The sequence below is a fragment of the Chlorobaculum thiosulfatiphilum genome (assembly GCF_006265165.1).
Classification (GTDB): Bacteria; Bacteroidota; Chlorobiia; order Chlorobiales; family Chlorobiaceae; genus Chlorobaculum; species Chlorobaculum thiosulfatiphilum.
The window spans coordinates 164,537-188,063 of record NZ_VDCH01000001.1; the positions used below are offsets into that span (position 1 = coordinate 164,537).

General features: G+C 56.1%; 21 protein-coding genes, 1 tRNA gene and 1 pseudogene. 10 read left to right on the forward strand and 13 right to left on the reverse strand.

All coding sequences use genetic code 11. From position 1 onward, the window contains the following. Positions 1 to 75 precede the first annotated feature (75 nt). Positions 76 to 152, forward strand: a tRNA-Val gene (locus tag FGF66_RS00770). A 417-nt stretch (positions 153 to 569) separates the two neighbouring features. Further along, positions 570 to 883 (forward strand): annotated as a pseudogene (locus FGF66_RS13170) (transposase); the annotation flags it as partial. Between the two features lie 167 nt (positions 884 to 1,050). Here the strand turns inward: FGF66_RS13170 and FGF66_RS00785 are convergent. From FGF66_RS00785 to FGF66_RS00795, 3 genes are all read right to left on the reverse strand, one after another. Continuing rightward, on the reverse strand, positions 1,051 to 1,980 hold the full coding sequence (locus tag FGF66_RS00785) for a sodium:calcium antiporter (protein WP_139455796.1): 930 nt from the start codon (positions 1,978 to 1,980) through the stop codon (positions 1,051 to 1,053). 303 nt (positions 1,981 to 2,283) lie between these two features. Next, the gene (locus FGF66_RS00790) at positions 2,284 to 3,018 is read right to left on the reverse strand and encodes a PASTA domain-containing protein (protein ID WP_139455797.1); all 735 of its coding nucleotides are present in this window, start codon (positions 3,016 to 3,018) and stop codon (positions 2,284 to 2,286) included. Between the two features lie 43 nt (positions 3,019 to 3,061). Next, positions 3,062 to 4,036 (reverse strand): polyprenyl synthetase family protein, encoded by a 975-nt coding sequence (locus tag FGF66_RS00795; RefSeq protein WP_139455798.1) that lies wholly within the window; start codon positions 4,034 to 4,036, stop codon positions 3,062 to 3,064. Positions 4,037 to 4,343: 307 nt separating this feature from the next. Here FGF66_RS00795 and tatC point away from each other — a divergent pair, with 307 nt between their 5' ends. Then, positions 4,344 to 5,342: a twin-arginine translocase subunit TatC gene (gene tatC, locus FGF66_RS00800; protein WP_246046441.1), complete on the forward strand. Its 999-nt coding sequence runs from the start codon at positions 4,344 to 4,346 to the stop codon at positions 5,340 to 5,342. Further along, positions 5,339 to 6,370: an alpha/beta hydrolase-fold protein gene (locus FGF66_RS00805; RefSeq protein WP_139455799.1), complete on the forward strand. Its 1,032-nt coding sequence runs from the start codon at positions 5,339 to 5,341 to the stop codon at positions 6,368 to 6,370. Before tatC ends, FGF66_RS00805 begins: the two co-directional genes overlap by 4 nt. Before the next feature lie 225 nt (positions 6,371 to 6,595). Here the strand turns inward: FGF66_RS00805 and coaE are convergent, their stop codons facing one another. Together coaE and FGF66_RS00815 are read right to left on the reverse strand one after the other, a co-directional pair. Beyond that, a complete protein-coding gene (gene coaE / locus FGF66_RS00810) occupies positions 6,596 to 7,225 on the reverse strand; it encodes a dephospho-CoA kinase (protein WP_139455800.1) in 630 nt (209 codons plus the stop codon). Positions 7,226 to 7,228: 3 nt separating this feature from the next. Further along, the gene (locus tag FGF66_RS00815) at positions 7,229 to 7,591 is read right to left on the reverse strand and encodes a DUF4296 domain-containing protein (protein ID WP_246046442.1); all 363 of its coding nucleotides are present in this window, start codon (positions 7,589 to 7,591) and stop codon (positions 7,229 to 7,231) included. Positions 7,592 to 7,696: 105 nt separating this feature from the next. Here FGF66_RS00815 and FGF66_RS00820 point away from each other — a divergent pair, with 105 nt between their 5' ends. Beyond that, positions 7,697 to 8,299, forward strand: coding sequence for a superoxide dismutase (locus FGF66_RS00820; protein WP_139455802.1), 603 nt, complete (start codon positions 7,697 to 7,699; stop codon positions 8,297 to 8,299). A gap of 171 nt (positions 8,300 to 8,470) precedes the next feature. On the opposite strand, the gene FGF66_RS00825 is transcribed toward FGF66_RS00820, so the two are convergent. Then, positions 8,471 to 9,328, reverse strand: a complete 858-nt coding sequence (locus tag FGF66_RS00825; protein WP_246046444.1) for a DUF4292 domain-containing protein — start codon at positions 9,326 to 9,328, stop codon at positions 8,471 to 8,473. Between the two features lie 171 nt (positions 9,329 to 9,499). Between FGF66_RS00825 and FGF66_RS00830 the strand changes: the two genes are divergently transcribed. After that, positions 9,500 to 10,684, forward strand: coding sequence for a class I SAM-dependent rRNA methyltransferase (locus FGF66_RS00830; protein WP_139455804.1), 1,185 nt, complete (start codon positions 9,500 to 9,502; stop codon positions 10,682 to 10,684). Positions 10,685 to 11,051: 367 nt separating this feature from the next. Here FGF66_RS00830 and FGF66_RS00835 read toward each other — a convergent pair whose 3' ends face one another. Both FGF66_RS00835 and trxA read right to left on the reverse strand, forming a co-directional pair. Beyond that, a complete protein-coding gene (locus tag FGF66_RS00835) occupies positions 11,052 to 11,627 on the reverse strand; it encodes a 5' nucleotidase, NT5C type (RefSeq protein WP_139455805.1) in 576 nt (191 codons plus the stop codon). A gap of 145 nt (positions 11,628 to 11,772) precedes the next feature. Further along, on the reverse strand, positions 11,773 to 12,579 hold the full coding sequence (gene trxA / locus FGF66_RS00840; protein WP_139455806.1) for a thioredoxin: 807 nt from the start codon (positions 12,577 to 12,579) through the stop codon (positions 11,773 to 11,775). A 317-nt stretch (positions 12,580 to 12,896) separates the two neighbouring features. Here trxA and FGF66_RS00845 point away from each other — a divergent pair, with 317 nt between their 5' ends. After that, positions 12,897 to 13,565 carry a hypothetical protein gene (locus FGF66_RS00845; RefSeq protein WP_170181126.1) on the forward strand — a complete coding sequence of 223 codons (669 nt, stop codon included), beginning with the start codon at positions 12,897 to 12,899 and terminating at the stop codon, positions 13,563 to 13,565. 43 nt (positions 13,566 to 13,608) lie between these two features. On the opposite strand, the gene FGF66_RS00850 is transcribed toward FGF66_RS00845, so the two are convergent. Continuing rightward, positions 13,609 to 13,788 (reverse strand): hypothetical protein, encoded by a 180-nt coding sequence (locus tag FGF66_RS00850; protein WP_069809712.1) that lies wholly within the window; start codon positions 13,786 to 13,788, stop codon positions 13,609 to 13,611. A 196-nt stretch (positions 13,789 to 13,984) separates the two neighbouring features. Here FGF66_RS00850 and FGF66_RS00855 point away from each other — a divergent pair, with 196 nt between their 5' ends. Together FGF66_RS00855 and FGF66_RS00860 are read left to right on the forward strand one after the other, a co-directional pair. Continuing rightward, the gene (locus FGF66_RS00855; protein ID WP_139455808.1) at positions 13,985 to 14,458 is read left to right on the forward strand and encodes a DUF2141 domain-containing protein; all 474 of its coding nucleotides are present in this window, start codon (positions 13,985 to 13,987) and stop codon (positions 14,456 to 14,458) included. A 222-nt stretch (positions 14,459 to 14,680) separates the two neighbouring features. Beyond that, positions 14,681 to 15,613 carry a hypothetical protein gene (locus FGF66_RS00860; protein ID WP_139455809.1) on the forward strand — a complete coding sequence of 311 codons (933 nt, stop codon included), beginning with the start codon at positions 14,681 to 14,683 and terminating at the stop codon, positions 15,611 to 15,613. Here FGF66_RS00860 and FGF66_RS00865 read toward each other — a convergent pair. The 3 genes from FGF66_RS00865 to FGF66_RS00875 all read right to left on the reverse strand — a co-directional run bounded on the left by FGF66_RS00865 (position 15,595) and on the right by FGF66_RS00875 (position 20,634). After that, complete coding sequence (locus FGF66_RS00865) at positions 15,595 to 16,962, reverse strand: BaiN/RdsA family NAD(P)/FAD-dependent oxidoreductase (protein WP_170181127.1); 1,368 nt, start codon at positions 16,960 to 16,962, stop codon at positions 15,595 to 15,597. The two genes, FGF66_RS00860 and FGF66_RS00865, sit on opposite strands and share 19 nt — an antisense overlap. A gap of 137 nt (positions 16,963 to 17,099) precedes the next feature. After that, positions 17,100 to 18,269: an efflux RND transporter periplasmic adaptor subunit gene (locus FGF66_RS00870; RefSeq protein ID WP_139455810.1), complete on the reverse strand. Its 1,170-nt coding sequence runs from the start codon at positions 18,267 to 18,269 to the stop codon at positions 17,100 to 17,102. 1 nt (position 18,270) lies between these two features. Beyond that, positions 18,271 to 20,634: an ABC transporter permease gene (locus tag FGF66_RS00875; protein WP_139455811.1), complete on the reverse strand. Its 2,364-nt coding sequence runs from the start codon at positions 20,632 to 20,634 to the stop codon at positions 18,271 to 18,273. 547 nt (positions 20,635 to 21,181) lie between these two features. Here FGF66_RS00875 and FGF66_RS12485 point away from each other — a divergent pair. Further along, positions 21,182 to 21,553 (forward strand): hypothetical protein, encoded by a 372-nt coding sequence (locus FGF66_RS12485; protein WP_170181128.1) that lies wholly within the window; start codon positions 21,182 to 21,184, stop codon positions 21,551 to 21,553. Between the two features lie 163 nt (positions 21,554 to 21,716). Here FGF66_RS12485 and FGF66_RS00890 read toward each other — a convergent pair whose 3' ends face one another. Continuing rightward, positions 21,717 to 23,411: an SIR2 family protein gene (locus FGF66_RS00890; RefSeq protein WP_139455814.1), complete on the reverse strand. Its 1,695-nt coding sequence runs from the start codon at positions 23,409 to 23,411 to the stop codon at positions 21,717 to 21,719. Positions 23,412 to 23,527 lie beyond the last annotated feature (116 nt).

Genomic DNA, 23,527 nt, shown 5'->3' on the forward strand with positions numbered 1-23,527 from the left:
GTGGGTCACCTCAAAAAATCAAGCAACCCTTTGCAAATATGGCTGGCATATCCTACATTACCTCTCCATTTTTGAGGACAATTAGCTCAGTTGGTTAGAGCGTTCGCTTCACACGCGAGAGGTCGTAGGTTCGAATCCTACATTGTCCACCACATCTGCCCGACTTTTCATCCGATCTCAACGCTCAGCACCTCCATTTGTCATTCATATCCGCTCGCGTCAGGCGTTTCGTAATTTTTTCAAATATAACGAAAAAACCCTCCGCCAAGGGAAAATACAGTTTGAGCCTCTGATGGATCGCCACTGAGGTTCTTCGGCTCAGGCAATCTGGCCTCGACACCGCCTTGCTTCATCCGAAATACCATGCAGAACAGTCAGGAAACGGGTCGCCACGATTCGAAAAATCAGGCTCTTCGCAGAGTATCGTGGGAAGATGGCGATGTAATGGGTAGCGTAATCGTGATTTTCTCATCCAGGATACCCGCTTTATCCGCCCATGCAGAACCTGACACACCAGTACCACCAACTTCTGGGGCTTCCCTCAAACTGGACTGTCGAAAACATTAATCGAAAAGCAACAGGTCGAATTGAGCGAGCTGATGGCCGGTGAGCTTAAAACCGGACAGGCCTGGGCATTGAAAAATATGTTCCGGGTCTTCTGGCAGCTTGGTTGCGCCGATGCCGGGAGCTTTTTTTTCGAGTACAGTTGACTCCGTTGACGAAGGTCAAAGAGCGACTCCGGCGGTATTTCGTCAACGTGCTGACCTGGTTCAAACACGCAATCACCAACGCGGTTTCCGAAGACTTGAACAGCAAAATTCAGATCGTCAAGGGAGCCGCAAGAGGGTTTCGCTGTTTCGAGAGTTCCCGGATCATGACGTAACGGGCTCTCGCCCTTACGCACGATATTCTGCGAAGAGCCTCTTTCACATGAAGTCAATCCATCTTTCTCCCCCCATACACCACAAACCGGTACCTCGCGTACGCGCAGCGCACGTCGCTGAACCCGGCTTCTTCGAGCCAGCGCAACTGGTCGGCGAGCAATCCCATTCACCGGCTGAAAAAGAAGAGCGTCATCACATAGACCGAGTACATGAGCACCAGCACCACTCCCTGGCGGCGGCGCACCCAGCCGGTGCCGCGCCGGGGAAGGGCAATGAGGAGCGACAGGATGCCGAAAAGGATCGCGGGAAATACCTCCGTGAGCGGCGCGCGGATGGGGCGGATGATGGCCGCCACGGCGACGATGAAAAGGCTGTTGAAGATGTTGCTGCCCAGCACCGTGCCGACGCCGATTTCTTCGTGACCCTTGATTTTGGCAAGCACCGTCGAGGCCAGCTCGGGCACCGAGGTGCCGAACGCCACGAGCGTCGCGCCAATGATAAAATCGTCGATGCCGAAATCCCGCGCGATGCCGGTTGTGGAAAGGACGATCAGCCGTCCGGCGGCAACCAGCAGAAGCAACCCGGCGACAACCTGAACCCAGGGTATGACGCGATCCGTCGTCGGCACCCCGCCATTCGATGGCATACGGTTTTTCAGGGCCTGCGTGACCGTCGTGGCCATCCATGCCGCGAAAATCGCGAACATGAACAACCCTTCGAGGCGGTCGATCATGCCGTCGATCAGAAGTATCCCGGTCAGGAGCGGCGCGAGAATGGCGACCGGAATATCCCGTTTCAGCACCTCGGCGCTGACCGGAATGCCGGAGATGAGCAGCGTGATGCCGAGGACAAGCGAGATGTTGACGATGTTGCTACCAAGCGCGTCGCCGAGGGAGAGCTGGGATTTTCCGGCCAGGCCGGAGTTGATCGCCACGGAAAGTTCGGGACTCGATGTCGCGAACGCGGCAACCGTCACCCCGATGATCGACGGCGCGACGCGCAGCACCGAGGCGACGCCCGCCGAGCCTCTGACGAACAGCTCGCCGCCAAGCGCGGCAAACACAATGCCAAGCAGCAAAAAAAGATAGTCACTCATCACCATTCATAATTCGTCATTCACCATTTTCATCACGCATCACTCATAATCACCATTCATCACTCATAATTCATAATTCACAATTCGACCGCCCCGCCCCCGATCATTTCACGCCAAACCGGCGTCAATCCGGAATTTCATTCATCATGCATCGCTCCTCGTTTAATGGTAAGAAACTGAATGCGGAAAACCGCGAGAGTCGCGGGATGAAACGAAGGGAGGTGTGGCTTGGCAAGCTCGCGGGAGCGCATGATCCCGCGAGGAAAAAGCCGCCGGAATGCCTTCAAATGCGGCCCCCGGCGGTCAGTTGGAACCGGCGGCGACCGTTATATCGACCGGCTGGCCGAACTGCACCATCGCGTTTGCCGATGGGTTCTGGGAGATAACCGTGTCGGGCACCAGAAGGTCGGAGTATTCATAACTGATTTTCCCGACCGCGAGGCCGTTTCTGACGATCATGCCTCTTGCCTGATCGACCGACATGCCAAGCACGTCGGGCACAATGACGCGCCTCATGCCCAGAGGCTCCTGTTCGAGCTTGCCGGTGATGAACGACACCGCGCTGCCGGACTTGAGCACCACGGCGGGCGGCACGGACTGACTAAGCACCCGCCCATCCTGATCGGAATCGGAGACCGCCTGCGTCTGCACTTCGGCGACCACCATGCCGAGCCGTTCGAGTTCCCGCAGCGCCTCGGCTTCGGTTCGGCCAACGAGATCGGGCATGGGGTAGCTCGGCTTGTCGAGCCGGTTAAGCACCAGGGCGATGCTGCGCCCCGGCTTGACTATCGCGCCTGCCTCGGGCACCTGATCGATAACCCGGTCTGGCGGAACATCGGGCAGATAGCGCACATTGTAACTCTTCATCGCATTCAGACCCGCCTGGCGCAACTCTCTGGCTGCCATATCATAGCTCATGTTCCTGACATCCGGCACGGTAGTCTGCGCGCCGCTTTCGGTATAAAGCGGCAACAGAAATCGGTCAACGGCAACGATGGCGGCTATGAACAAGAGCAGGAGTAGCAATACTTTTTTCATCTTGACTGAAAGGTCTGAAAATGCTGGGTTTGCGCTGGGTGATTCAATGCTGACGCTTCATGACGAAATCGACGAGAAGCTGAAGGGAGCGTTTGGCTTCGCTTTCGGGAAACCGGGCGATCGAAGAGAGCGCCTTGTCGGCAAAGCCTTCGGCCACGGTGGCCGAGTATTCGAGTCCGCCTTTGCGTGTGACGAAATCGATCACTTCGGCGGTTCTGACCGAGCGTTTGCGGGAGCTTTTCAGGATGGTCTTGATCCTGTTCTGCTCCGACTTGTCCGATTGACGAAGGGCGTGGATGAGCGGCAGGGTGATCTTGCGATCCTTGATGTCGATGCCGAGCTGCTTGCCGGTTTTTTTGGAGTCTCCGGTGTAGTCAAGCAGGTCGTCCCTGATCTGAAAGGCGAGACCGAGAAATTCGCCATAGCTCTTCAGGCTGGCGATCTCGGCTTCGGAGTCGGTGGCGGTGGCCGCGCCGATGGCGCACGAGGTGGCGATGAGCGAGCCGGTCTTGTCGGCGATCACGCTCAGGTAATCCTCCTCGGTGATGTCGAGGCTGCGGGTCTTCTGAATCTGGAGAATCTCCCCCTCGCTCATGCGCCGAACCGCCTCGGAGACCAGGTGCAGCGAGCGGTAATCCTTGTTTTCGAGCGAGTAGAGCAGGCCCTTGGAGAGCAGATAGTCGCCGATCAGCACCGATATCTTGTTTTTCCACAATGCGTTGATCGACGGAATGCCACGGCGCATCTCGGCGCCGTCCACCACGTCGTCGTGGATCAGCGTGGCCGAGTGCAACAGCTCCACCATGATCGCCCCGCGATAGGTGACGTCGTGAACGCCGCCGCACGCCTTGGCGGCAAGGATCACCAGCGTCGGACGAATCTGCTTGCCCTGCTGCCGGAGCACGTAGCGCGTGACCTTGTCAACCAGACTGTTGCTCGAATGAAGCACCGTTTTGTAGCGCTCCTGGAACTGTTTCAGCTCTTCCGTGACGGAAGAGGTCACCAGATTGATATCCACCTGATCCTCTATGCTTGTGTGTGCACCGTCGATTGCCCGGCGCGATTGCGCTTACGTTCAAAACCGTGAGAAGTTATCGATATTTCCATGATTGAGCAAATCACCATCCCGAGACCCCTCTTTACAGCTCTTTGCGGCGGAGCCTGGCGTCTAAAAAACCATTTGCGCACAAGAACGATCTTTGTTACTATGAAGCGGATCAAAGGCTCTCCGGGCGTCCGCCGCCAGGCATTGCCCGTCATCCTACCGAATTTTTCCGAAACTCTGGACGGGTCTCTCAAGGCGACCCGGCTCCGTACTTCGCGACATGAGCAACGACAACGAACCAACCATACCGCCACCAGACGGCAACGGGGCCTCTGCGGACTCCGGAAACAATAGTGAAACGGCTCCTCCGGCGCTGCCCGAAAAGGAAGGACAAGAAGAACAAAAAAGCGAGGAAAACCTCGATTTTCCCGACGAGGAGTTCATGGCGCTGGAAAAGAGTTCCAGCGAAATAGCTGGCACCATCGCGCCCGTCACGGAAACAAAGGCCAGCGAGCCGGAACAGGAGGCCGAGCCTGAAGGCATGGGCTTTCTCGACCATCTCGAAGAGCTGCGCTGGAGGTTCATCCGGGCCGGTATCGCATTTGTGGTGGCAGCCATCGTCACCGCATTCTTTTCCGACTTTCTGGTCAACCAGATACTTATCAAACCACTCAAGGAGAGTGGCCCCAACATTCATTTGCAGAACCTGGTGCCTTACGGCCAGATTTCACTCTACCTCCAGGTGATCGTTTTTGCGGCCTTCGTGCTCACGTTCCCCGTTCTGGTGTGGCAGATATGGGAATTCGTCGAACCCGGCCTGCATGAAACAGAAAAAGCGGCAAGCCGTTTTATCATTTTCTTTATTTCGATCTGCTTCTTCTCCGGCATCGCTTTCGGCTACTTCGTGTTCCTGCCGATTTCGCTGAAATTCTTCGCGGGATTCGGCTCCGACCTCATCGTCAACAACATCGCCGTTCAGGACTATATCAGCTTCTTCATGGGCACCCTCTTGACGACCGGTCTGGTCTTCGAGCTGCCGTTCGTTTCTTACGTGCTGTCGAAAATCGGCCTGCTGACCCCAGCCTTCATGCGCTTCTACCGGCGTCATGCGGTCGTGACGCTGATTGTCATCGCCGCCCTCGTCACTCCTTCGACCGACATGGTCACTCAGGCGGTCATCGCCATTCCGATGATTTTGCTGTACGAAATCAGCATCTACATTTCAGCCGGCGTACAGAAAAAGCGTAACAAGAAATTGATGCAGGAGTCGGCGGCATGAGCCGCGAGAGCGACACTCGCCCGAACGTGGTGTTCGAGGTTGTCGAAAGTTCACTGCTGAAAGGCAACCCGCTCGGCGATCCCGCCACGCGCCACGTGCCGGTTTATCTGCCACCATCGTACCGCGAGAGCGAAACGACGCGCTACCCGGTGATTTATCTGCTCGCAGGATTCGCCTCCACCGGCATGAGCTTTCTGAACTTCAGCTTTGGCCGCCCGACCCTGCCGGAGATGCTTGACTCGATGATCCGGAAGGGCGAAATGCCGGAAGCGATCGTCGTCATGCCGGAGTGCATGACCCGCTACGGCGGCTCGCAGTACGTCGATTCCGCCGCCACCGGCCCGTACGAAAGCCACCTGACCGGCGAACTGATTCCGCACATCGACCGGCAGTTCCGCACACTTGCGGCGGCGCGGCATCGGGCTATCGTCGGCAAATCGTCGGGGGGATTCGGTGCGCTCCGGCTCGGCATGAACCACCCGGAACTCTTCGCGGCGGTGGGCTGCCACAGCGGCGACATGGATTTCGAACTCTGCTACCGCCCGAACTTTCCCGTGGCGGCGCGGATTCTCGAAAAGTACGACAGCAATGTCGCAACCTTTTTCACCCGCTGGGAGTCGCTCGACAAAAAGCCGCGTGGCGAGTTCGCCCTGCTCGACCTGATGGCGATGGCCGCCTGCTACTCGCCAGACGCCTCGATGCCGCCGCCCGGCAACATGCGGCTTCCCTTCGAGCCGCGCACCTGCCAGCTCGTTCCGGAAGTCTGGGAGCAATGGAAACGCTTCGACCCGCTGACAATGCTCGAAGAGGCGCAATGCCAGGAGGCGCTCGGCTCGCTCCGCGTGCTCTACCTCGACTGCGGCTCGCAGGACGAGTACAACCTCCAGTTCGGCCACCGCCGCTTTTCGGCGAGAGCCACCGAACTCTGCATCGCGCACCGCTACGAAGAGTTCCCCGACACCCACGCCGACACCTCCTACCGCTACCGCGTTTCGTTGCCACTGCTGGCCGAAGCGATTGCGGGGTGAAGGGCGACCAAAATACATTGCGATGATTCCGGCAAGTCGGAACGGGCGGGAGTCGAATAAACCTGATAGCTGATTCAGGAGGGTTTTAACCCGACGGACATTCAGTCTTGCATTGCTGTTCAATTGCCCCGGCTTTCAAGCCGGGGGGGGCGCAGGTGCAACATAACAGCAGAGAGCTTGAGCACAATCTTTTGCTGAGGTGGCGATGGCAACCTGTTGTTCTTCTTAGGGATACTCCACCACCGTCACGAGGCTCCGGTAAATCTGCTCCACCTGCGAGCGCAGCTCTTCGAGCGTACCGTCGTTGAAGATCACGTAGTGCGCCCGCTCGATGAGCCTCTCCTGCGGCCACTGCGCAGCCATGCGCTTTCGCGCCTCCTCCCTGCCGAGGCCGCGAGCGACGACGCGGTCGAGGCGCAGGCCGTCGTTGGCCGCCACCACGATAATCCGGTCGAGGTCGCGATCCGCACCCACCTCGAACAGGATGGCCGCCTCCTTGCAGAGAATCCGTTTCCCTTCGCGGGCGCAACGCTTCACCTCGCGCACAAAGGCTTCCCGGACTTTCGGATGGATGAGACGATTGAGGGCGGCGAGTCTTTCGGGATCAGAGAAGACGACCGAGGCGATGGCTTTGCGGTCGATGTGGAGCTTACCCGACCCATCGCGGGAATAGACGGCGCTACCAAACAGCTCCTCGATACCCCGGATCACCTCGAGGTCTTCGAGTTGCAGCTCCTTGGCGATCCGATCGGCCTCGAACAGTTCGCAGCCCATTCCTGCGAGCATGGCGCACACCGTGCTCTTGCCGCTCCCGATGCCGCCGGTCACTCCGACCAGCAATGGCAAGCGCTCCATCGTTTACTGCTTTTGCTCGTCGAGGTTGCGGCGCACCTCTTGCAGCACCTTGCGCCAAAGCTCCGGATTGCGCGAATAGGCCTGGAGCCGGGCGTCAAAGGTTTTCTGGTCGAGCTTGTGCCGGGCGAAGAGTGTATCGAGTCCCGCCGCAGTCAACGCTGTAGAGGAAGGCGCCGCCTCTTCGTTCGCCACGCCTGAACGGGCAAGATAATCGGCGTAAAACGCGGCGAAATGCAGGTCGTTCGCGTTGAGCTTGTCCCGGTTTTGCGAGCCGCAGCCCGCCACGAGAAGCCCGAAAAGCGCGATGAACGACAGGCGGCGCAGAAGCGCGACACCTTTCTGTATCGAAGTAAAATTGAGATTCAACTGTATCGAAATATTTTTCCGCCCGCTGAAACTAACAAGGTCAGGGGCCGGGTTAATGGGTTACTTCGTAACGTAGCCTGCATAACGATAAAAATCAAGAGTCACATGTCCTATCAGCAACCAGCACTCCCGTACGCCGACAACGCGCTCGAACCGCACATTTCGGCCAATACCATCGGATTTCACTACGGCAAGCACCATGCAACCTACGTCAAGAACTACAACGGCCTTGTCGAAGGTACGCCATTCGACGCCATGAGCCTCGAAGAGGTGATCGTTCAGACCGCCACCGACGCCTCGAAGGTTGGCGTCTTCAACAACGGCGCGCAGGCCTGGAATCACACCTTCTACTGGAACGGCCTCACCCCGAACGGCGGCGGCGAGCCGACCGGCGAAATCGCCGCGAAGATCGTCGAAGATTTCGGCAGTGTCGAAAAGTTCAAGGAGGAGCTGAAGAACGCCGCCGCAACGCAGTTCGGCAGCGGCTGGGCCTGGCTGGTGCTCGACAACGGCACACTCAAGGTGACCAAAACCGCCAATGCCCAGAACCCGATGACCTCCGGCCAGACCCCGCTGCTGTGCATCGACGTCTGGGAGCACGCCTACTACCTCGACTACCAGAACCGCCGCCCCGACCACGTGGCCGCCGTGATCGAAAACCTGATCAACTGGGAGTTCGTGAACGAAAACTACGCCGCCGCAAAATAACCGCACAGGCACAAACTCTCGCAGAAAGGCTCCGGTTTCCGGGGCTTTTCGCGTTTGTGGGAAAAAGAATAAGTCGTATAGGTCTCATAGGACTTATGGGAAAAAGACGATTTTCCGACATTCGTCCCCCTCTTCAATTCATAATTCAGCATTCATAATTCATAATTCTCTTCACAGCCACGGCAGCCGTTCCACTTCGTCGAGGTTGACGGTTTTCGTTTTGGCGGGGCGCTTGAAGTTTATCGTGAAGTCCGGCGGATTGATGACCCGTTCATCGTAAACGACCTTCAGGCTGCTCGATCCTTGAGGATCGTCCGCGCGATAGAGAATCATGTCAATCTCACTCGGCACACGCAGCAATGCGCCATCCATGCCTGGCTGAGACTGATAGCCCGCGAACCGGAATTCGACGTTCTTGCGGCCCCAATGATCGAAATAGACGAGTCCGACGAGCGCCCTCGTCAGCGGATCGACCACCAGCTCTTTGGTGCCATTACCGGACTTCACGGTGAAGCTGACCCGTCCGTTGCCGTGCCTGACCGATGCGATGTCGCTCACCGGCTCGGCCACGTCGGCCATGCCGAAGAGCGTTTCGGTCATCCGGCCAAACCCGGCGTTGACGCCGATGATCTTGGCGAGATTCTCGCCGTTGTTGCGCCCGACGAGCATCCGGTTGTTGAGCATGTCGTTCACGAAGAGCGAGTCGGGCCGGATCAGGAGATCGGCCACCGGCCAGCCGAGAATACCGGCAGTAACGATCATGCGGGCATCCCTTGATTTCTGTATCTGCACCGTGCAGTAGGCCTTCGCCCGACGCTTTGGCGTTTCGAGGTAGATATCCGCGTAGCCATCCAGCGCCTTGACCGTACTGGCGTTCGACGCCACCTCTTCATACAGCCCCTTCAACTCAGGCGTCAGCTTCACCCGTTCAGCGGGCAACTCCGCCTCTCGGGTGACTGTCCTCATTTGCGAGCATCCGGCCATGACCAGAAATATGGTCAGGCACACCCATTTCATTACCGCTTTCATCGACACTCCTGTTTTCGTCATAATATCTCTTATCTCTTCACAATCCGTTCAACACGACCCTGAAGCGCCTTTCCCGGCGAAACTGAATCCCGGACAAGGTTGATAGCTCCGAAATGTTATTTTAATCAAATCATTTCTCTGTCAAAACATGAAACCGGGAGTTTTCGATCCATGCACGCACTCTACCTCAAACCTAAAGAGCACCGTCGGCTGCTCGGTGGCCACCTGTGGGTTTTCAGCAACGAGCTTCGCGAGGTGCCGCGTGACATTGCCGCCGGTGAAACCGTTCAGCTCTTTACCAACGATGGACGCCTGCTCGGCGCGGGATTCTTCAACCCGCAATCGCTGATCGCCTTCCGCCTGCTGACCCGTGACGAGGTGCAGCCCGACCGCGATTTCTTCCGGAGCAAACTGCTCGAAGCGCTGAAGCTTCGCGAAAAAATCTATCCTGAAAGCGAAACCAACGCCTGGCGGCTGGTTCATGGCGAGTCGGACGGGCTGCCCGGCCTGGTGATCGACCGCTTCGACCGCGCCTTTGTGCTGCAATCGTTTTCGGCCGGTATTGACCTTCACCTGCCGCTGTTCTGCGAACTGCTCCGGGAGCTGTTCGATCCGAAAGCGATCGTGGTGCGAAACGAATCGCCGCTGAGGGAACTCGAAGGGCTGCCGCTCTACCGCGAAACGGTTCTCGGCGAGAGTGACGATATGCAGCAGTTGATCCGGGATGGCGGCGTCAGCTACCGGGTCAACATTCTCGAAGGCCAGAAGACCGGATTTTTCCTCGACCAGCGAGAAAACCGGCGGCATATCCGGAAATACGCCGCAGGCGCTGACGTACTCGACGTTTATACCAACGACGGCGGCTTCGCGCTCAACGCCATGCACGCCGGAGCGAAATCGACCACCATGGTCGATATTTCGCAGGAGGCGCTGCAACGCGCCGAACAGAATGCCCGGATGAACGGCTTCGGAGATTTTTCGATCGTCGCTGCCGATGCATTTCAAACCCTCGGGCAGCTCAGGCAGGAAAACCGCTCGTTCGACCTGGTGATCCTTGATCCGCCAAGCTTCACCAAAAGCCGCAAAACCGTGCCAACGGCCCTGAAAGCCTACACGAAGCTCAACCGGCTCGGCGCGCAGCTCGTCAGAAACGAGGGATTCCTGGCGACCGCCTCCTGCTCGCACCACGTTGCCGAAGAGGATTTCCTCGCGGCGGTCCAGCTCGGCGCGACGCAAGCGGGCAAGCATCTGCGCCTCATCAGCCGCGCAGCGCAGCCGCCAGACCATCCGGTGCTGCTCTCGATGCCCGAAACGAGCTATCTCAAATTCGCCTGTTTCTACGTGACGAACCTGTAGCTCATCTGAAAAAGAGACCGTTGAAAACCTGATCCCTGGAAACGCTGTACGCCTGAATCATGAATGGAGAAACTGCGCTGCGCATAATTTCGTTTTTTTACTGAAAAGAAATCATAAAAACACAGCCAAACTCACCACAAAAAGCCAGAAATACGTCAATCGCTGAAAAAAGCATTGACTATCCATAAAAAAACTGATTTTAGTATTGCTTAGTATTGCAAATCAACTTTTCTTACCTATATTTACAGTGAGTAGGCTATATAATCGACGCCCGTTGATTAACATAGTTTACATGTGCAGCATGATGTAAAGGGGTACGTCATGCTGCTTTTTTTTGTACCCACCCCTTTGTACCCACCCCACTTTTTTACGCCACAAACACTCTCACCATATCATAAACATCCGGCCATGAGCTGGCTCTCGGGGCTTCGATATGGCGGTTGGTGCTGTTTCCGAAACAGATGGTAAAAAGCCCCTTGCTTCGAAGCTGCTCTACATTTGGCGGCGAGTCCTCGATATAAATGTCCGCGCCAACCTGCGATTTCTCCTTCATGAAACACAAATCCCAGTAGGGGATGCCGTTACTATCGAGCCAGTTTACCGTCTGCTGAACGGCGGCGGCATGGAAATAGTGGATGAAAAGGCGATGGGTGATGATGCGAATGCGGAAGCCCTCGTCGGAGAGCAGGCGCAGATATTTCCGTGCGCCCGGAATCACCTCCATGCTGCTGAAAAGCTCCCGCTGCGTCACGGCAAAACGGTGCAGGCTGTCGTATTGGCTCTGGTTGGTGATCCCCCACTCGGAAAGTCCCCAGGAGACCGCTTCGGGCAGTTCATCGACAGGCCGCTCGAACCATTCAGCGGCAATCTGCCTCATGCGTCCGTAAAAATCGGCGCAAACCCCGTCGAGGTCAACGCCAATGACGATGCTGTTTTGTAACATGGTAGCGGGTTTTTAATAAATCAACAGTTGACCCGGAGGGCCAGAACCCTATAAGTCTTATAGGTCTTATACGAGAAAAGAGAAAAACGCTTCCGCCGCCCCGGGCCAGCCCTTCATCATTCATCATTCATCATTCATAATTTCTTCAAAACGCCCGGTCGAAGGCGCGGCGGTATTTCATGGCGATCTCATGCTCTTCGCCGAGAAGGCGAAAAATGGCGATGCATGCCTTGCGCGAGCCGTCGCCGTCGTAATAGCGATCATCACGCAAAACCGCGATGAATCGGTCGAGCGCGCTGTCGAGATCTCCCTTTCGCAGGCTTTCGACCGCCGCGACGTATACCTCGCGACTTTCTCCTTCGGGAAGCACCGAGGCTGGGCGAAGCAGCAGGGCGCCGAGAGTTCGCGCCGCCTCGCTCAGGTCGGCGTAATCCGGCTCCGCTTCGAGCGGCTCGGCAAGCCGGAGCGCCTCTTCGGGACGCGAAAACAGAATCAGCCTCACCAGCATGGCTGCGGCTTTCCGGTTCTCCGGCTCCTCGGCCAGCACACCATCAAGCAGGCTGATCGCGGCAGAATCGTTGCCCGCAGCGATCTCGGCGGCGGCGCGCTCTACATCCTCGGCCCACGGGCTTGGCAGCGCTTTCGAGAGCCACTGCTCGATCTGATGCTCCGGAAGCGCTCCGGTGAACTCGTCGATCACCTCGCCGTTCGAAAACAGCTTCACATTGGGAATGCCCCTGATGCCGTATTGCGCCGAAATCTCGGGGAATTCTTCGGTATTGACCTTCACGAGCGCCCATTTCCCAGCGTAACGCTCCGCAAGCCGTTCAAGCACTGGAGCGAGAATCCGGCACGGGCCGCACCACGAAGCCCAAAAATCGACGAGAACCGGAATGGTTTTACTCAGTTCTATGACATCAGTCTGAAAATCAAACGGAGTACTGCTTTGCATGGATATGAATATTTTCGTTGATAACCGGCCTGGGACTCCATCTCCGGTAAAAAGCTGAAAGGATAAGTAATGGCGTAGTATAAACCGTACAGCCGAGAACACCAATTTTATCGCCCCCGAAATTCACCGGCTACCCATCCCATGCAACGATGCCAAATGAACCAAGTGCTATCTACAAGGAAAATGGGGAATATTACATCAATAATTACTTTTGGAATCCTTACAAATTAATGGTTAAATTCGTTTCTATGTAGTACCGCGACCTCATGATCTGGTTCATCAACCTTTTACCTCCACTATCAATGAAACCAACAGTCTTGAAACAAATGTTTCTGCCGGCACTACTGGCAATCGGCATGAGCGCTCCCGCAGCGGCATTTGCCGGTACCGGAGATATCGCGCTCGGCGTCAAAGGCGGTACCGCCGGTATCGGTGGCGAAGTCACCATCGGCCTCATCGACAATCTCAATTTCCGGACGGGCTACAACTTCTTCGACTACGACGGAAACGCCACGGAAAGCGACATCGATTACGATTACAAGCTCAAACTCCGCTCCATGCCGTTGCTGGTCGATCTGCATCCCTTCGGCGGCGGCTTCAGGGTAACATCAGGTATTTTCCTGAACCACAACGAAGTTACCGGCACGGCCCAGCCGACAGGCACAACGATTGATATTGGCGGAACGGATTACCCTGTAGCCGGTGTCGGAACTCTCGATGCAAAAATCGATTTCAGGAAAACGGCGCCATATCTGGGCATCGGCTGGGGCAACGCCGTTGACGGCGGCAGTCCCCTTTCACTCTCGTTAGACATCGGCGTCATGTTCCAGGGCACACCGAAAGTCTCGCTTGATGCGACCGGTGCTCTCGCATCGAATCCGGCATTCCAAGACAGCCTCGACAAGGAAATCGCAGACTTCAAGGATGACATCGAGAACCTCAAGTACTACCCGATCATCTCTCTCGGTATTGCGTACAAGTTCTGACCTCGTTTTTCCCATTCAAAAAAGCAAGGCTGATCACTGATAATCAGCCTTGCTCCTTGAGTTCCTTCGACGCTTTCCTGATATAACCGGAAGCATCTTCGAGATGCCGGAGCGCCTGGCGGATTTCATAATCGTCATCGGCATCGACCCTGGCGCGTTCAAGCCGTTTCCGGGCGTCCTCGATGGCATCGGCGGCAAGCTGGAGCGTTGAATTGACAGGCATGACTTTTACCCCTTGACTGAATGGTTGACAAGAAACTTCCTTACCTTTTCAAGGTAAACAAGAAAATTCTTGCACTGCAATTGCGCGCCACGCTCTTTTCAGCACGACTCTTTCCATGAAAAGCAAAACTCTGAAGCCAGTCCGGGCGTTATGTCCGGACGATCCACTCCGATTTCAATCTTTCCGATAGTGACTTATGAGATATTCCGTTCCGGCTTTTTTACTTTTTTCGCTCTTTGCCACGCCATCCATCACGCTGGCGGACAATGGCTCCGCTGGCAGAATCGAGGTGCTGATAGACAACGTGCGAAGCGCCAATGGCGTTGTGGGCGTTGCGCTGTTCAACGCCAAAAAGGGATTCCCCGATAAAAGCTCGCTGGCTATCGAAGGACGAAGCGTTGCTGCCGGAAAGCGTTGCAAGGCGATCTTCGAAAATGTGCCCTATGGCATTTACGCCGTCAGCGTACTGCACGACGAGAACGGCAACGGCAAAATGGACAAGGGACTTCTCGGCATTCCGAAAGAGGGATTCGGCGTCTCGAACAACCCGGAAATCAAAATGGGGCCACCCTCTTTTTCCGAGTCGCGCTTCGATCTCAAAAGCAAGGAGCTGACCCTGAAGATCGACATGAAGTACCTCCGCAAACCCGTCGCTCAGGAGCGGAAATAAACCCTGCGACGCATGAAAAGCATCCTCGAATTTCCTTCATTCATGTAGTTTTCACACCCTTTCTTACCCATACGTGTCACTTCAGGATCATCAGGCTATCGGCAAAACATGGGGTAAACGTTTATTTCAGAATACCTTGATACGATAGCGACCCTGAGTTGGCACGGTTATTGATGGTATAATCATGAGACAGCAGTACTATTCCACAAAACAGGACTAATTATGACCGACTTTAAAACCATATATGGCGAGCTTCGCGGCGTCGAGTTCAGAACACTGTATTCAAACGGCAAAACCGACGGCTGCCTCGTGCGGGAGGAGAACATCCTCAGCACCCCTTACGGCGATCTGATTCCGCAGTTCGAGGCAGAGGACATGGGACGCCGCCACCTCAAGCCGTTCTATTTTTACAAAAGCGGCGCTATCAAATCGGTGCCGCTGCAAACGCAGACGCTGCTCCGTACGCCGGTCGGCGGCGTTCCCGCCGAGCTGGTCACCTTTTACGAATCGGGAGCGCTCAAGCGGCTCTTTCCGCTCGACGGCAAGCTCAGCGGGTTCTGGACGGCAAAGAACGAATTCGCGCTGGCCGAGGAGCTGACGGTCGAATCGCCGCTCGGCAGCCTGCGGGCGAAGTTCATCGCCCTGCAATTTTTTGAAAGCGGCGCGCTCAAAAGCCTCACCCTGTGGCCCGGCGAGTTCCTGACCCTCTCGACGCCGGCGGGGCAGATTCGGGTTCGCACCGGCATCGCCTTCTATGAAAACGGCGCGATCCGCTCGCTTGAACCGGCGGGCGTGGTCAAGGTCGAAACCCCGATTGGCGCGCTGACGGCGTACGACAACGACCCGCAGGGCATCCACGGCGACCTGAATTCATTGCAGTTCAGCCCGGAGGGAGACGTGATGGCGCTCAAAACGGTGTCGGAAGAGATCACGGTAATCGACCAGCTCGGCAATCCGCACCTGTTCGCGCCGTGGCTCAAGGACAACCCGTGCGGCCATGAACGCAAGGTGGTGGTGCCGCTGAAGGTGCGCTTCAGCAAGGGTCGAATCATCTTCGACGACCGGCAGGAGTCGTTCAGCATGGAACAGTGCCAGGTGGAGATCAGAGCGTTCGACCGCAAGGCTGGCGATCCGGCCTACTCCTGCGCGGGCTGAGGGTTGCGATTTTCGATGAGCGAGCGGGCGGCGTGAGTTCCGGCCAGCCAGCCGGTGGAGAATGCCGCTTGCAGGTTGAAGCCGCCGACCTCGCCCGCGTAATCGAGCAGTTCGCCGCAGCAGTAAAGACGCGGATGGATTTTCGACTGCATGGTTTTGGGATCGATTTCCCCCAGCGCAACGCCGCCCGCCGACACCTCCGCCCGGTCGAGCGGCACCTTCTTCACCGCGCCGAGCGCGAGGCGCTTCAGCGCCGAGACGAGGCCAAGCCGTTGCGCTTTCGTCAGGCCGCTCATCGTCACCTCGCGATCGATGCCCGCCTGCCGCAGAATCTCGTCGGCAAAGGCGTTGGGAATGGTCTCCGCTGCGGATGAAGCGTCAGGCGCATCGAAACGCTCCGGCGCAAGCGGGCAGCGCTGGAGGAAAGTGCGCACCTGGCGCGGGCCGTGGCGGGCCGCTTCTTCGAGGATGAAGGCCGAAAGCTTGCTCGCCTCGTGACCAGGAAAAAGATCGACGGCAATCGCGACAGCCTTGCCGGAAGCGTGAAATCCGGCCACCGAGCGGGAGAGCGAGAGGCACGCCGGCCCCGAAATCCCCCGGTGGCTGATGAGCACATCGCCCCGGCGCGAGTCGGTCGCGCCATCCGCGCTCGCCACGAGCAGAATGTTGCGCAGCGTGATGCCCACGAGTTCGGGCCTCGGTTGCGCGATGAAAAAGAGCGGCGCGAGCGCGGGCATGACCGGCGCGATCGAGTGCCTCACGGCAGCGGCGAGGCGATTGCCGTCGCCCGTCGTTCCGGCGGAGCCCCACGACGCTCCACCCGTGGCGAGAATCACCGCATCGGCCTCGAAGCGACGCTCCCCCGCCTGGACGACGAAGCCCGATGCGCCGCATTCGAGCCGCTCCACCCTCGCGTTGGTGACGAGCGTGACGGCGCTCTCTTCGACCATGCGCCGCAAGAGGTCGAGCACCTCGCCCGCCCTGCCGGAAACCGGAAACACCCGCCCATCCGCTCGCGCCTCGGTCTTGAGGCCGTAGCGCCCGAACAGCTCCAGCAGATCGGCATTGCTGAACCGGTGGATGGCGTGTCGCAGAAACCGCTGCTCGTTTTTTCGGAGGAACCCTTTTTCGAGCAGGTTTTTTACGTCCGCTTCGTGCGTGAGGTTGCAGTGCCCGCCGCCAGAAATCGCGATCTTGTTGCCGGGCTTCGGGTTGCGTTCGAGCAACACGATGCGGAGCCGCTCGTCGGCAACGCCAAGCTCGCGAGCGGCTCGCCTGGCTGAAATGGCAGCCAGCATCCCGGAGGCTCCCGCCCCGGCGATGAGCAACGTTGGAGGAATACAGTTCATTGAAGGTTTGGCATAATTCAAGAATGGGACAAATAGGTCTTATGGGTCGTAGAGGACTTATGGGAGAAGAATGAAAGAAGATTTTCCGTTCTTTTTTCTCTTCAATTCATAATTCATCACTCATAATTCATAATTCCTTATTCGCCTTTGGCGGCCACGCGCATTCCGGGTTCCAGTTCGTTCGGGGGGTGAGTCACCACCCGCTCGCCTTCGCGGAGTCCGCCGAGCACTTCGGCCAGGTCGGTTCCGCGCATACCGATCTTCACCTTGCGCACTTTGGCGCGACCTCCGTCGATAACGAAGAGTTCCCAGCCGCCGTCGCCTCTGAAAAGGGCGCTGACCGGCACCCGCAGCACACGAGCGGCCTGGCTCGTCACAATTCTCGCCTGAATGCGGAAGTTGTCGCCAAGGCGCGGTTCGGGCTTTTCGAGCATGGCGATAATGTTGACCCGCTTCTCCTCGATGCCGAGCGCGGAGACCTTGGTGAAGGCTGCCGGTTCGATCCGTTTCACCACTCCGGCCAGCGCTCCCGTGCCGCCCCAGTCTTCGAGCCAGACGCGGTCTCCCGGCCTGACCCGCACGGCGTCCGAAGAGAGCACGTCGATGACCACTTCGAGCAGCCCCGGGTTGCCGATCTCGAAGAGCGGCGTTCCGGCGGGCACGACGCGCTCGTTCTTTTCGAGAATCCGCAGCACCTTGCCATCGACCGGCGAGCGCACATCGACAGCTTTCTTTGCGATTCCGGCATCGATGCGGGCTTCCGCCGCCGAGGCCTGCAACCGCGCCGCCCGGACGGCAGCCGTCGCCGCCCGCGTCTCTTTGTCGAGCACCGAAGCCTCTTCGGTGGCCAGCTCGCTACTCTCCTTCGACACCGCGCCTTCGCGGTAGAGCCGCTCGTAGCGCCCGGCCTTCAGGCGGGCCTGGGCGAACCGCACCGAGGCTTCGTGCTGCCGCGCCAGCGCCTCGCTCGCCGACGCCGAGGCCGATCCGGCCTGCGCCGCCGATTCGCGATACTCCCGCGCATTCTGGTCGGGCGGCAGAATTGCGGCCACCGTCATGCCCGCCCGGACGCTGTCGCCCTCAACCAGTTTGCTCCGCAGCACCTTGCCGTTGACCGGAGCCGAAACGGTGAATCGGTCGATCACTCTCGTGATTCCCTCGTCTTCGACGGAGACCTCCAGCGGTCCGTAGCTCGCCACGCCCGCATCGACCGGCAGCGGCGCGGGCCGGAGCACCAGAAACAGCAAGGCAATCACGGCGATGGACGACACGGCGACGATGCGCTGCGTTTTACTCAGTGGTTTCATATCACTCTCTTGTTTTCAGGACGGCGATCAGGTCGAGCGTCACGAGCTTCCTGCCGACAATCACTCCCGACACAATAGCAACCGTAACCAGAACCGCAAAGGCAAAAAGAAAGTTGGCGGGGGTGAAAACCAGCGGCAAACGGTAGAGTTCGGAGCTGAGCGCTTTTGCCAGCAGCGTCGAGAGCATGATGCCGAACAGAAAGCCGAGCGGAATGGCCGCAGCGCAGAAAATCGCCTGCTCGCCGAGCAGAATCACCGCGATCTCGCGCTTGGTCATGCCGAGCACCCGCAGGCTCGAAAGCTCCCGCGCCCGCTCCGAGAGCGTGATGCGCGCGCCGTTGTAAATCATGGCGAACGCCAGCACGCAGGCGAACGAGGTCAGAATGAAGGTCGAGGTGTTCATGCTTTTGGCGATCATTTCGTCGAAGCTTTTCTTCAGCGCCTGCAACATCATGATCCCGGCCACCCCCGGTGTGCGCTTGAACCGATCGTTCAGCTCCGCGCTCCGCGAAGCGTCGATCTTCAGCACACCCGCGCTCAACGCGCCACCATCTCCGGCGAGCCGGTTCAGCTCGTCGAGACGCAAATAGGCCGACAGGCCGAGAATTTCGTCGATGGTTCCCGACACCGGCACATCGACGGAGCGGCGGGCGCCTTGCAGAAAATCGACACGCAGCACGTCGCCAGGCTTCACGCCAAGCAGGTCGGCGAGCGTTGTGGTCAGCAGCAATCCGTGCTCCGGCAAGCGCTGCGGGCGGTCGTGGGCGTCGATAAGCCGCTGCAAGCCATCGGTTTTCTGCAACCCTTTGATCGTCTGCCGCCGTGAACGGTAGCTGTTTGTCAAGCGCACCGGCTCCTCGCGGTAGTACTCCGCTTCGAGCACCCCCGGCATCGAGGCAAAGCTGTAAGCAGTCGAGGGCGGCATGGCGTCGTTGAAAATCACGGTGACATCCTCCCGGTGGCGCGAGCCGAACTCCACCTCGCTCATGCGCTCGACCGAATCGAAGGTGTAGCGCCCGGCCACGAGGATAGCCACCGCGAGCGAGATCATCGTCACCGAGAGCGCCGATTTGAAAGGGTGGCGCTCGATGTTGCGCACAATGATGCGCACCGGCATCGAGAGGTGATGCGCTATGGGCGAGCGGTCGAGCAATCCGGGCCGGTAAACCGGCGGCGACTCCGGACGCATCGCCTCGGCGGGCGGCAGCTTCACGGCTCGCCGCGCCGCCATGAGCGCGCCGCCAACCGCCGCGCCAAAGCTCAGGAGCACCGCGCCAAGCGCGTTCTCCATACGGAAAACGTACAGCAGCCTCGGAAAATTATAGACGTCGCCGTAGAGCTGCAACAGCGCCGAGCCGAGCCACGCGCCAAGCCCCGTGCCGACAATCACCCCCGCCACCGTCGGCGCGAGCGCGAAACCGAGCACGTGCAGCCCCACCTCCTCATCGCCGTAGCCGTTCGCCTTGAGCACGGCGATCTGCTCGCGCTGGGTGCTCACCAGCCGCTGAAGCACGATGTTGAGCAGGAACACCGCAACGGCGAGAAAAATCGTCGGCAAGACGGTGATCTCCATGCCGAGAATCCGGATCTCGTCGCCAATGAAGCGGTCGGAAAGCTGCTGGTCGCGCCCGTACGCGCCGAGCGAACCGTAACGCGAAAACATCCGGTCGAGCTGGCGAATCACCTCCTTTTCGGACGCGCCGTGCGTGAGCGTCAGCGACAGATCGTTGAACGCGCCGCTCATATCGAGCGCCGATTCGAGCGCCTTTCGGCTCATCCAGAAGACGCCAAAGCGGCGGTTGTCGGGGAAAAAAGCGCCCGGCTGCACCTCGTAAATGTACTCCGGCGAAAGGCCGACGCCCACGATCAGGAGCCGCTTCCAGCGCCCGTTGATAACCGCGCCGATATGATCTCCCGGCTTGAGCCGGTTGGCCTTCATGAAGGGCTTGCTCGCGACCACCTCCTCCGGCCTCGACGGATCGATCATCCGCCCCTCGGCGATGAAAACGCCGTTCAGCGCCGCCGCTCCCCGGTCGGGCAGGGAGACGAGCTGCGCCGTCGCCGGTTCGTCGAGGCCGGGCACGTCGAGGGTCACGTTGGTCACGATGCGCGGCGCGACGGTCGCCACGCCCGGAATGCGCCGCACCGCTTCGAGCGTGAACTCCGGCGCGCGCTTGAGCTGCATGAAAAGGTCGGCGAACCGGAAGCGGCTGTAGTAGTCGGCCCTCGTCATTTCGAGCGAATACTTCACATTGCTCATCGAAACGAACATAGCGATGCCGCACGCCACCACCGCCGTGACGGCCAGCATCTGCCCCTTCATGTGCAGAAGGTCGCGCAGAAGTTTCCGGTTGAGCTGCCTCATGAGCCGTTGACGATGAGAAGATTCAGCGAAAAATCACTGTTTTTTAAAGTTATCATGCGCCGGCTTTGAAAAAAATGCTTTCAGATCATCAAGAGATTTCGCCGCCAGTCATGATGAAGTGACATTGGACGGACGGCTATACCAACAAATTCCGGATTCCGAATATTCCCTAACATTCTTCAACTTCTTATCGCTTCATCACTTCCATGCTTCAAGGAAATTATGTACTTTCAAAAATACAGCCCGCACATCGCGCTTGAAAAAAGGTGTTTCGTACACGCAAATAACACTCAAGCCGATCAGCCATACAAGGTCATACCTATCGAGGGCTGTAGCCGACAAGCAGTTCCGAGCCGATGATCATCAAAGAGCAGTACTGTTTCGCCCATCCCGTTGCTGAGTTGTAAGTTGCCTTTTTTCAGAGATTTACGCCGTGAGCGTTTTTTCGGATTTCTTTGTAACTCACTCGCTTTCGATGCTTTTTTCTTCACCCGGCATCGATGCGCCTGGATTTCCTGACTAAAAACCATTCATCAAGGAGGTTATCATGACACAGCCAACGGAACCCGCCAGAACAGACAAGCAAACCAGCACGCCTGTCGGCGGATCGCCGAAACCCAAACCTGCCGTTGCTGCCAAGCCATCCGATACACCTCCCGGCGGGAGTCCCAAGCCGAAACCCGCCATTGCGGCAAAGCTTGCCAGCGTTCCTGCCGCCACCGCTCCGAAGCCGAAACCTGCCGTCGCAGGAACTCAGAAAGGCGGCGGCCCGAGGCTCGCTCCATTCGAAACATACACCCGCGCCGGAGTGGCCGCAAGCAGCGCAAAAACAGCACCCGAAAATAGCGACATGAGATCACGGCCAGTCGCCAAAACAAGAATGCTCAACATCTTCCCCGGCGGCACCCCGAAGCTCTGATGAGGATTGTGACAGATGCCGATAGTTGTGAGATAATGAGATCGACGACGTAAAGCGCTATAAATATTTACCCCCTGAGCGAACACCGAAAACAGGTGAATGCTCAGGGGTAAAATCTATACTCTGGACGACAACAACGCATTATCAAAATTCATTATTTACATCATATATTTTTACACATCTTTTCCAAAAGATAATCACAATACTTTTCCTGAGGAATCATTTTTAGTTTAGCGAAAGAAGTTTTTGCATCATTTATATAAACTTCTGCCTCAATCTTATCAATATCAATATAATCCTCGCCCAGATTTGCGGTCCATATTGCGACATGTTGTGAATCGCCAATGTCCTTTGAAGTCTGCATCGCACGAAACCATAAATCAATAGCCCACTTTTTCCTACCCAACAAACTCAGGCATGACGCCATCATCCCATAATAACGCGCAACGCTCTTAACATCACCCACTTTCTTAGCCACTTTAAGCGATCTATGTAAAATCGAAAAAGCATAAATTCTGTATTTTTTATTTTGGATATTTTTCATTGCTATAGCCTTATTTGCTTCGCATATTGAAGATAGCTCTTTATCATTAACATATTCAGCTCTTTTTATAGCTAAATCGTAATACTTAATTGCCTTCCTACGTGACGAATGCGGAAAAGCCGATTCATTTTTTATATCCATATCTTTTGCATAGTCTTCCATCACCACACCCAGGGAATTCAAAGATTTAGCGCTATAGTCAACTCTATTAGATATTTTAGCATACTTATTTGCATATTTAAAATTCTTTACAGCCTCACTCAAATCGCCTAAATCTCTCAGATTATCTCCCATTAACTGACTCAATATACACATATAATCCAAGGCCGAGGATTTATCAAATTCACCCATAGCCCTCTCAGCATAACGATTACTTAAATTATAGCAATTAGCATTTCTAAATAAGACAGCAGATATTAACGACACTATTCCATATCCATTTTTCCACTCAATATCATCTCTCCATAATGCAAGCTTAGCATCGTATTGCAATTTCTCATAAGCCAACGAATTCACTGGATCGTTTTGTGTTTTTGCCCATAGTACATCAATAAATTTATCAGTATTCAAATCAATTAATGCCCCATCATAACTTCTCAATGGATAATCGTCAGGCATATCAGATAAAGAATTTGATCGTAAAAGATTACTATCATTGTGATTAATAATCCAAAATCTCACAGGCAATTGTAATGCGCGAAGCAAAGGAGAAATATCAAACTTATCCGAAAAACTATATCCAAGAACAATCACATCTTTAATCTTAACCCCATCTAAAAAATACTTCAGAGCATATCTACGTCTTTCAAAGGCTCTTTCATTTGCAACATCTTTAATTGTTGCACAAAGAGCGCCAATCGAATTCACACATCCGTGCAATTTTACAAGGCAAGGGAATTCCAAGCCTTTAATCATTGACGGCTGATGAACACCATCCACAAAAACATTAAATGCACCTGCTTGTTCAATCAAAGTATCAAAATTTGTTGTCAGAACAACCGGAACCTGATATTTATCAGAGTGAGCTAAACGAGCAATCAGTTGATGATTTCGCTGAGGACTTACGTTATGAAAAATCGCAAAAAGCTTTTCGCTTGACGAAGTATATTTAATAATCGACTCAATTGTCGCTTCTAATGGCAATTGTTTTTCTTTATAAACCACAGCATCATTATCCTCTACACCAAGCACATTAATTATTCCACACTCAATATCTCTTGCCATAGGTATACCAGCCTGGCGAGATATACCAGCCCCAACAAAAAAAGCTGCATTGCCATTTTTTATTATAGATATTAGTCCATCTAAATCCATAATTATGCGTTTTTTATAAAGAAAAATATTTAATATATCAACAAAAAGATATCTATGCACATAATCACATAAAATGTTATTTATAGCATTACGTCATCATTTTTTAAATATACATA

Excerpts from the sequence above, each read along its gene's own strand:
- FGF66_RS00875 (WP_139455811.1), bottom strand. The coding sequence starts at position 20,634 with ATGAGGCAGCTCAACCGGAAACTTCTGCGCGACCTTCTGCACATGAAG.
- FGF66_RS00805 (WP_139455799.1), top strand. The coding sequence starts at position 5,339 with ATGAGCCGCGAGAGCGACACTCGCCCGAACGTGGTGTTCGAGGTTGTC.
- FGF66_RS00820 (WP_139455802.1), top strand. The coding sequence starts at position 7,697 with ATGTCCTATCAGCAACCAGCACTCCCGTACGCCGACAACGCGCTCGAA.
- FGF66_RS00890 (WP_139455814.1), bottom strand. The coding sequence starts at position 23,411 with ATGGATTTAGATGGACTAATATCTATAATAAAAAATGGCAATGCAGCT.
- FGF66_RS00835 (WP_139455805.1), bottom strand. The coding sequence starts at position 11,627 with ATGTTACAAAACAGCATCGTCATTGGCGTTGACCTCGACGGGGTTTGC.
- FGF66_RS00850 (WP_069809712.1), bottom strand. The coding sequence starts at position 13,788 with ATGCCTGTCAATTCAACGCTCCAGCTTGCCGCCGATGCCATCGAGGAC.
- FGF66_RS00790 (WP_139455797.1), bottom strand. The coding sequence starts at position 3,018 with ATGAAAAAAGTATTGCTACTCCTGCTCTTGTTCATAGCCGCCATCGTT.
- FGF66_RS00865 (WP_170181127.1), bottom strand. The coding sequence starts at position 16,962 with ATGAACTGTATTCCTCCAACGTTGCTCATCGCCGGGGCGGGAGCCTCC.
- FGF66_RS00785 (WP_139455796.1), bottom strand. The coding sequence starts at position 1,980 with ATGAGTGACTATCTTTTTTTGCTGCTTGGCATTGTGTTTGCCGCGCTT.
- FGF66_RS00860 (WP_139455809.1), top strand. The coding sequence starts at position 14,681 with ATGACCGACTTTAAAACCATATATGGCGAGCTTCGCGGCGTCGAGTTC.
- trxA (WP_139455806.1), bottom strand. The coding sequence starts at position 12,579 with ATGCAAAGCAGTACTCCGTTTGATTTTCAGACTGATGTCATAGAACTG.
- FGF66_RS12485 (WP_170181128.1), top strand. The coding sequence starts at position 21,182 with ATGACACAGCCAACGGAACCCGCCAGAACAGACAAGCAAACCAGCACG.
- tatC (WP_246046441.1), top strand. The coding sequence starts at position 4,344 with ATGAGCAACGACAACGAACCAACCATACCGCCACCAGACGGCAACGGG.
- coaE (WP_139455800.1), bottom strand. The coding sequence starts at position 7,225 with ATGGAGCGCTTGCCATTGCTGGTCGGAGTGACCGGCGGCATCGGGAGC.
- FGF66_RS00870 (WP_139455810.1), bottom strand. The coding sequence starts at position 18,269 with ATGAAACCACTGAGTAAAACGCAGCGCATCGTCGCCGTGTCGTCCATC.
- FGF66_RS00825 (WP_246046444.1), bottom strand. The coding sequence starts at position 9,328 with ATGAAAGCGGTAATGAAATGGGTGTGCCTGACCATATTTCTGGTCATG.
- FGF66_RS00830 (WP_139455804.1), top strand. The coding sequence starts at position 9,500 with ATGCACGCACTCTACCTCAAACCTAAAGAGCACCGTCGGCTGCTCGGT.
- FGF66_RS00855 (WP_139455808.1), top strand. The coding sequence starts at position 13,985 with ATGAGATATTCCGTTCCGGCTTTTTTACTTTTTTCGCTCTTTGCCACG.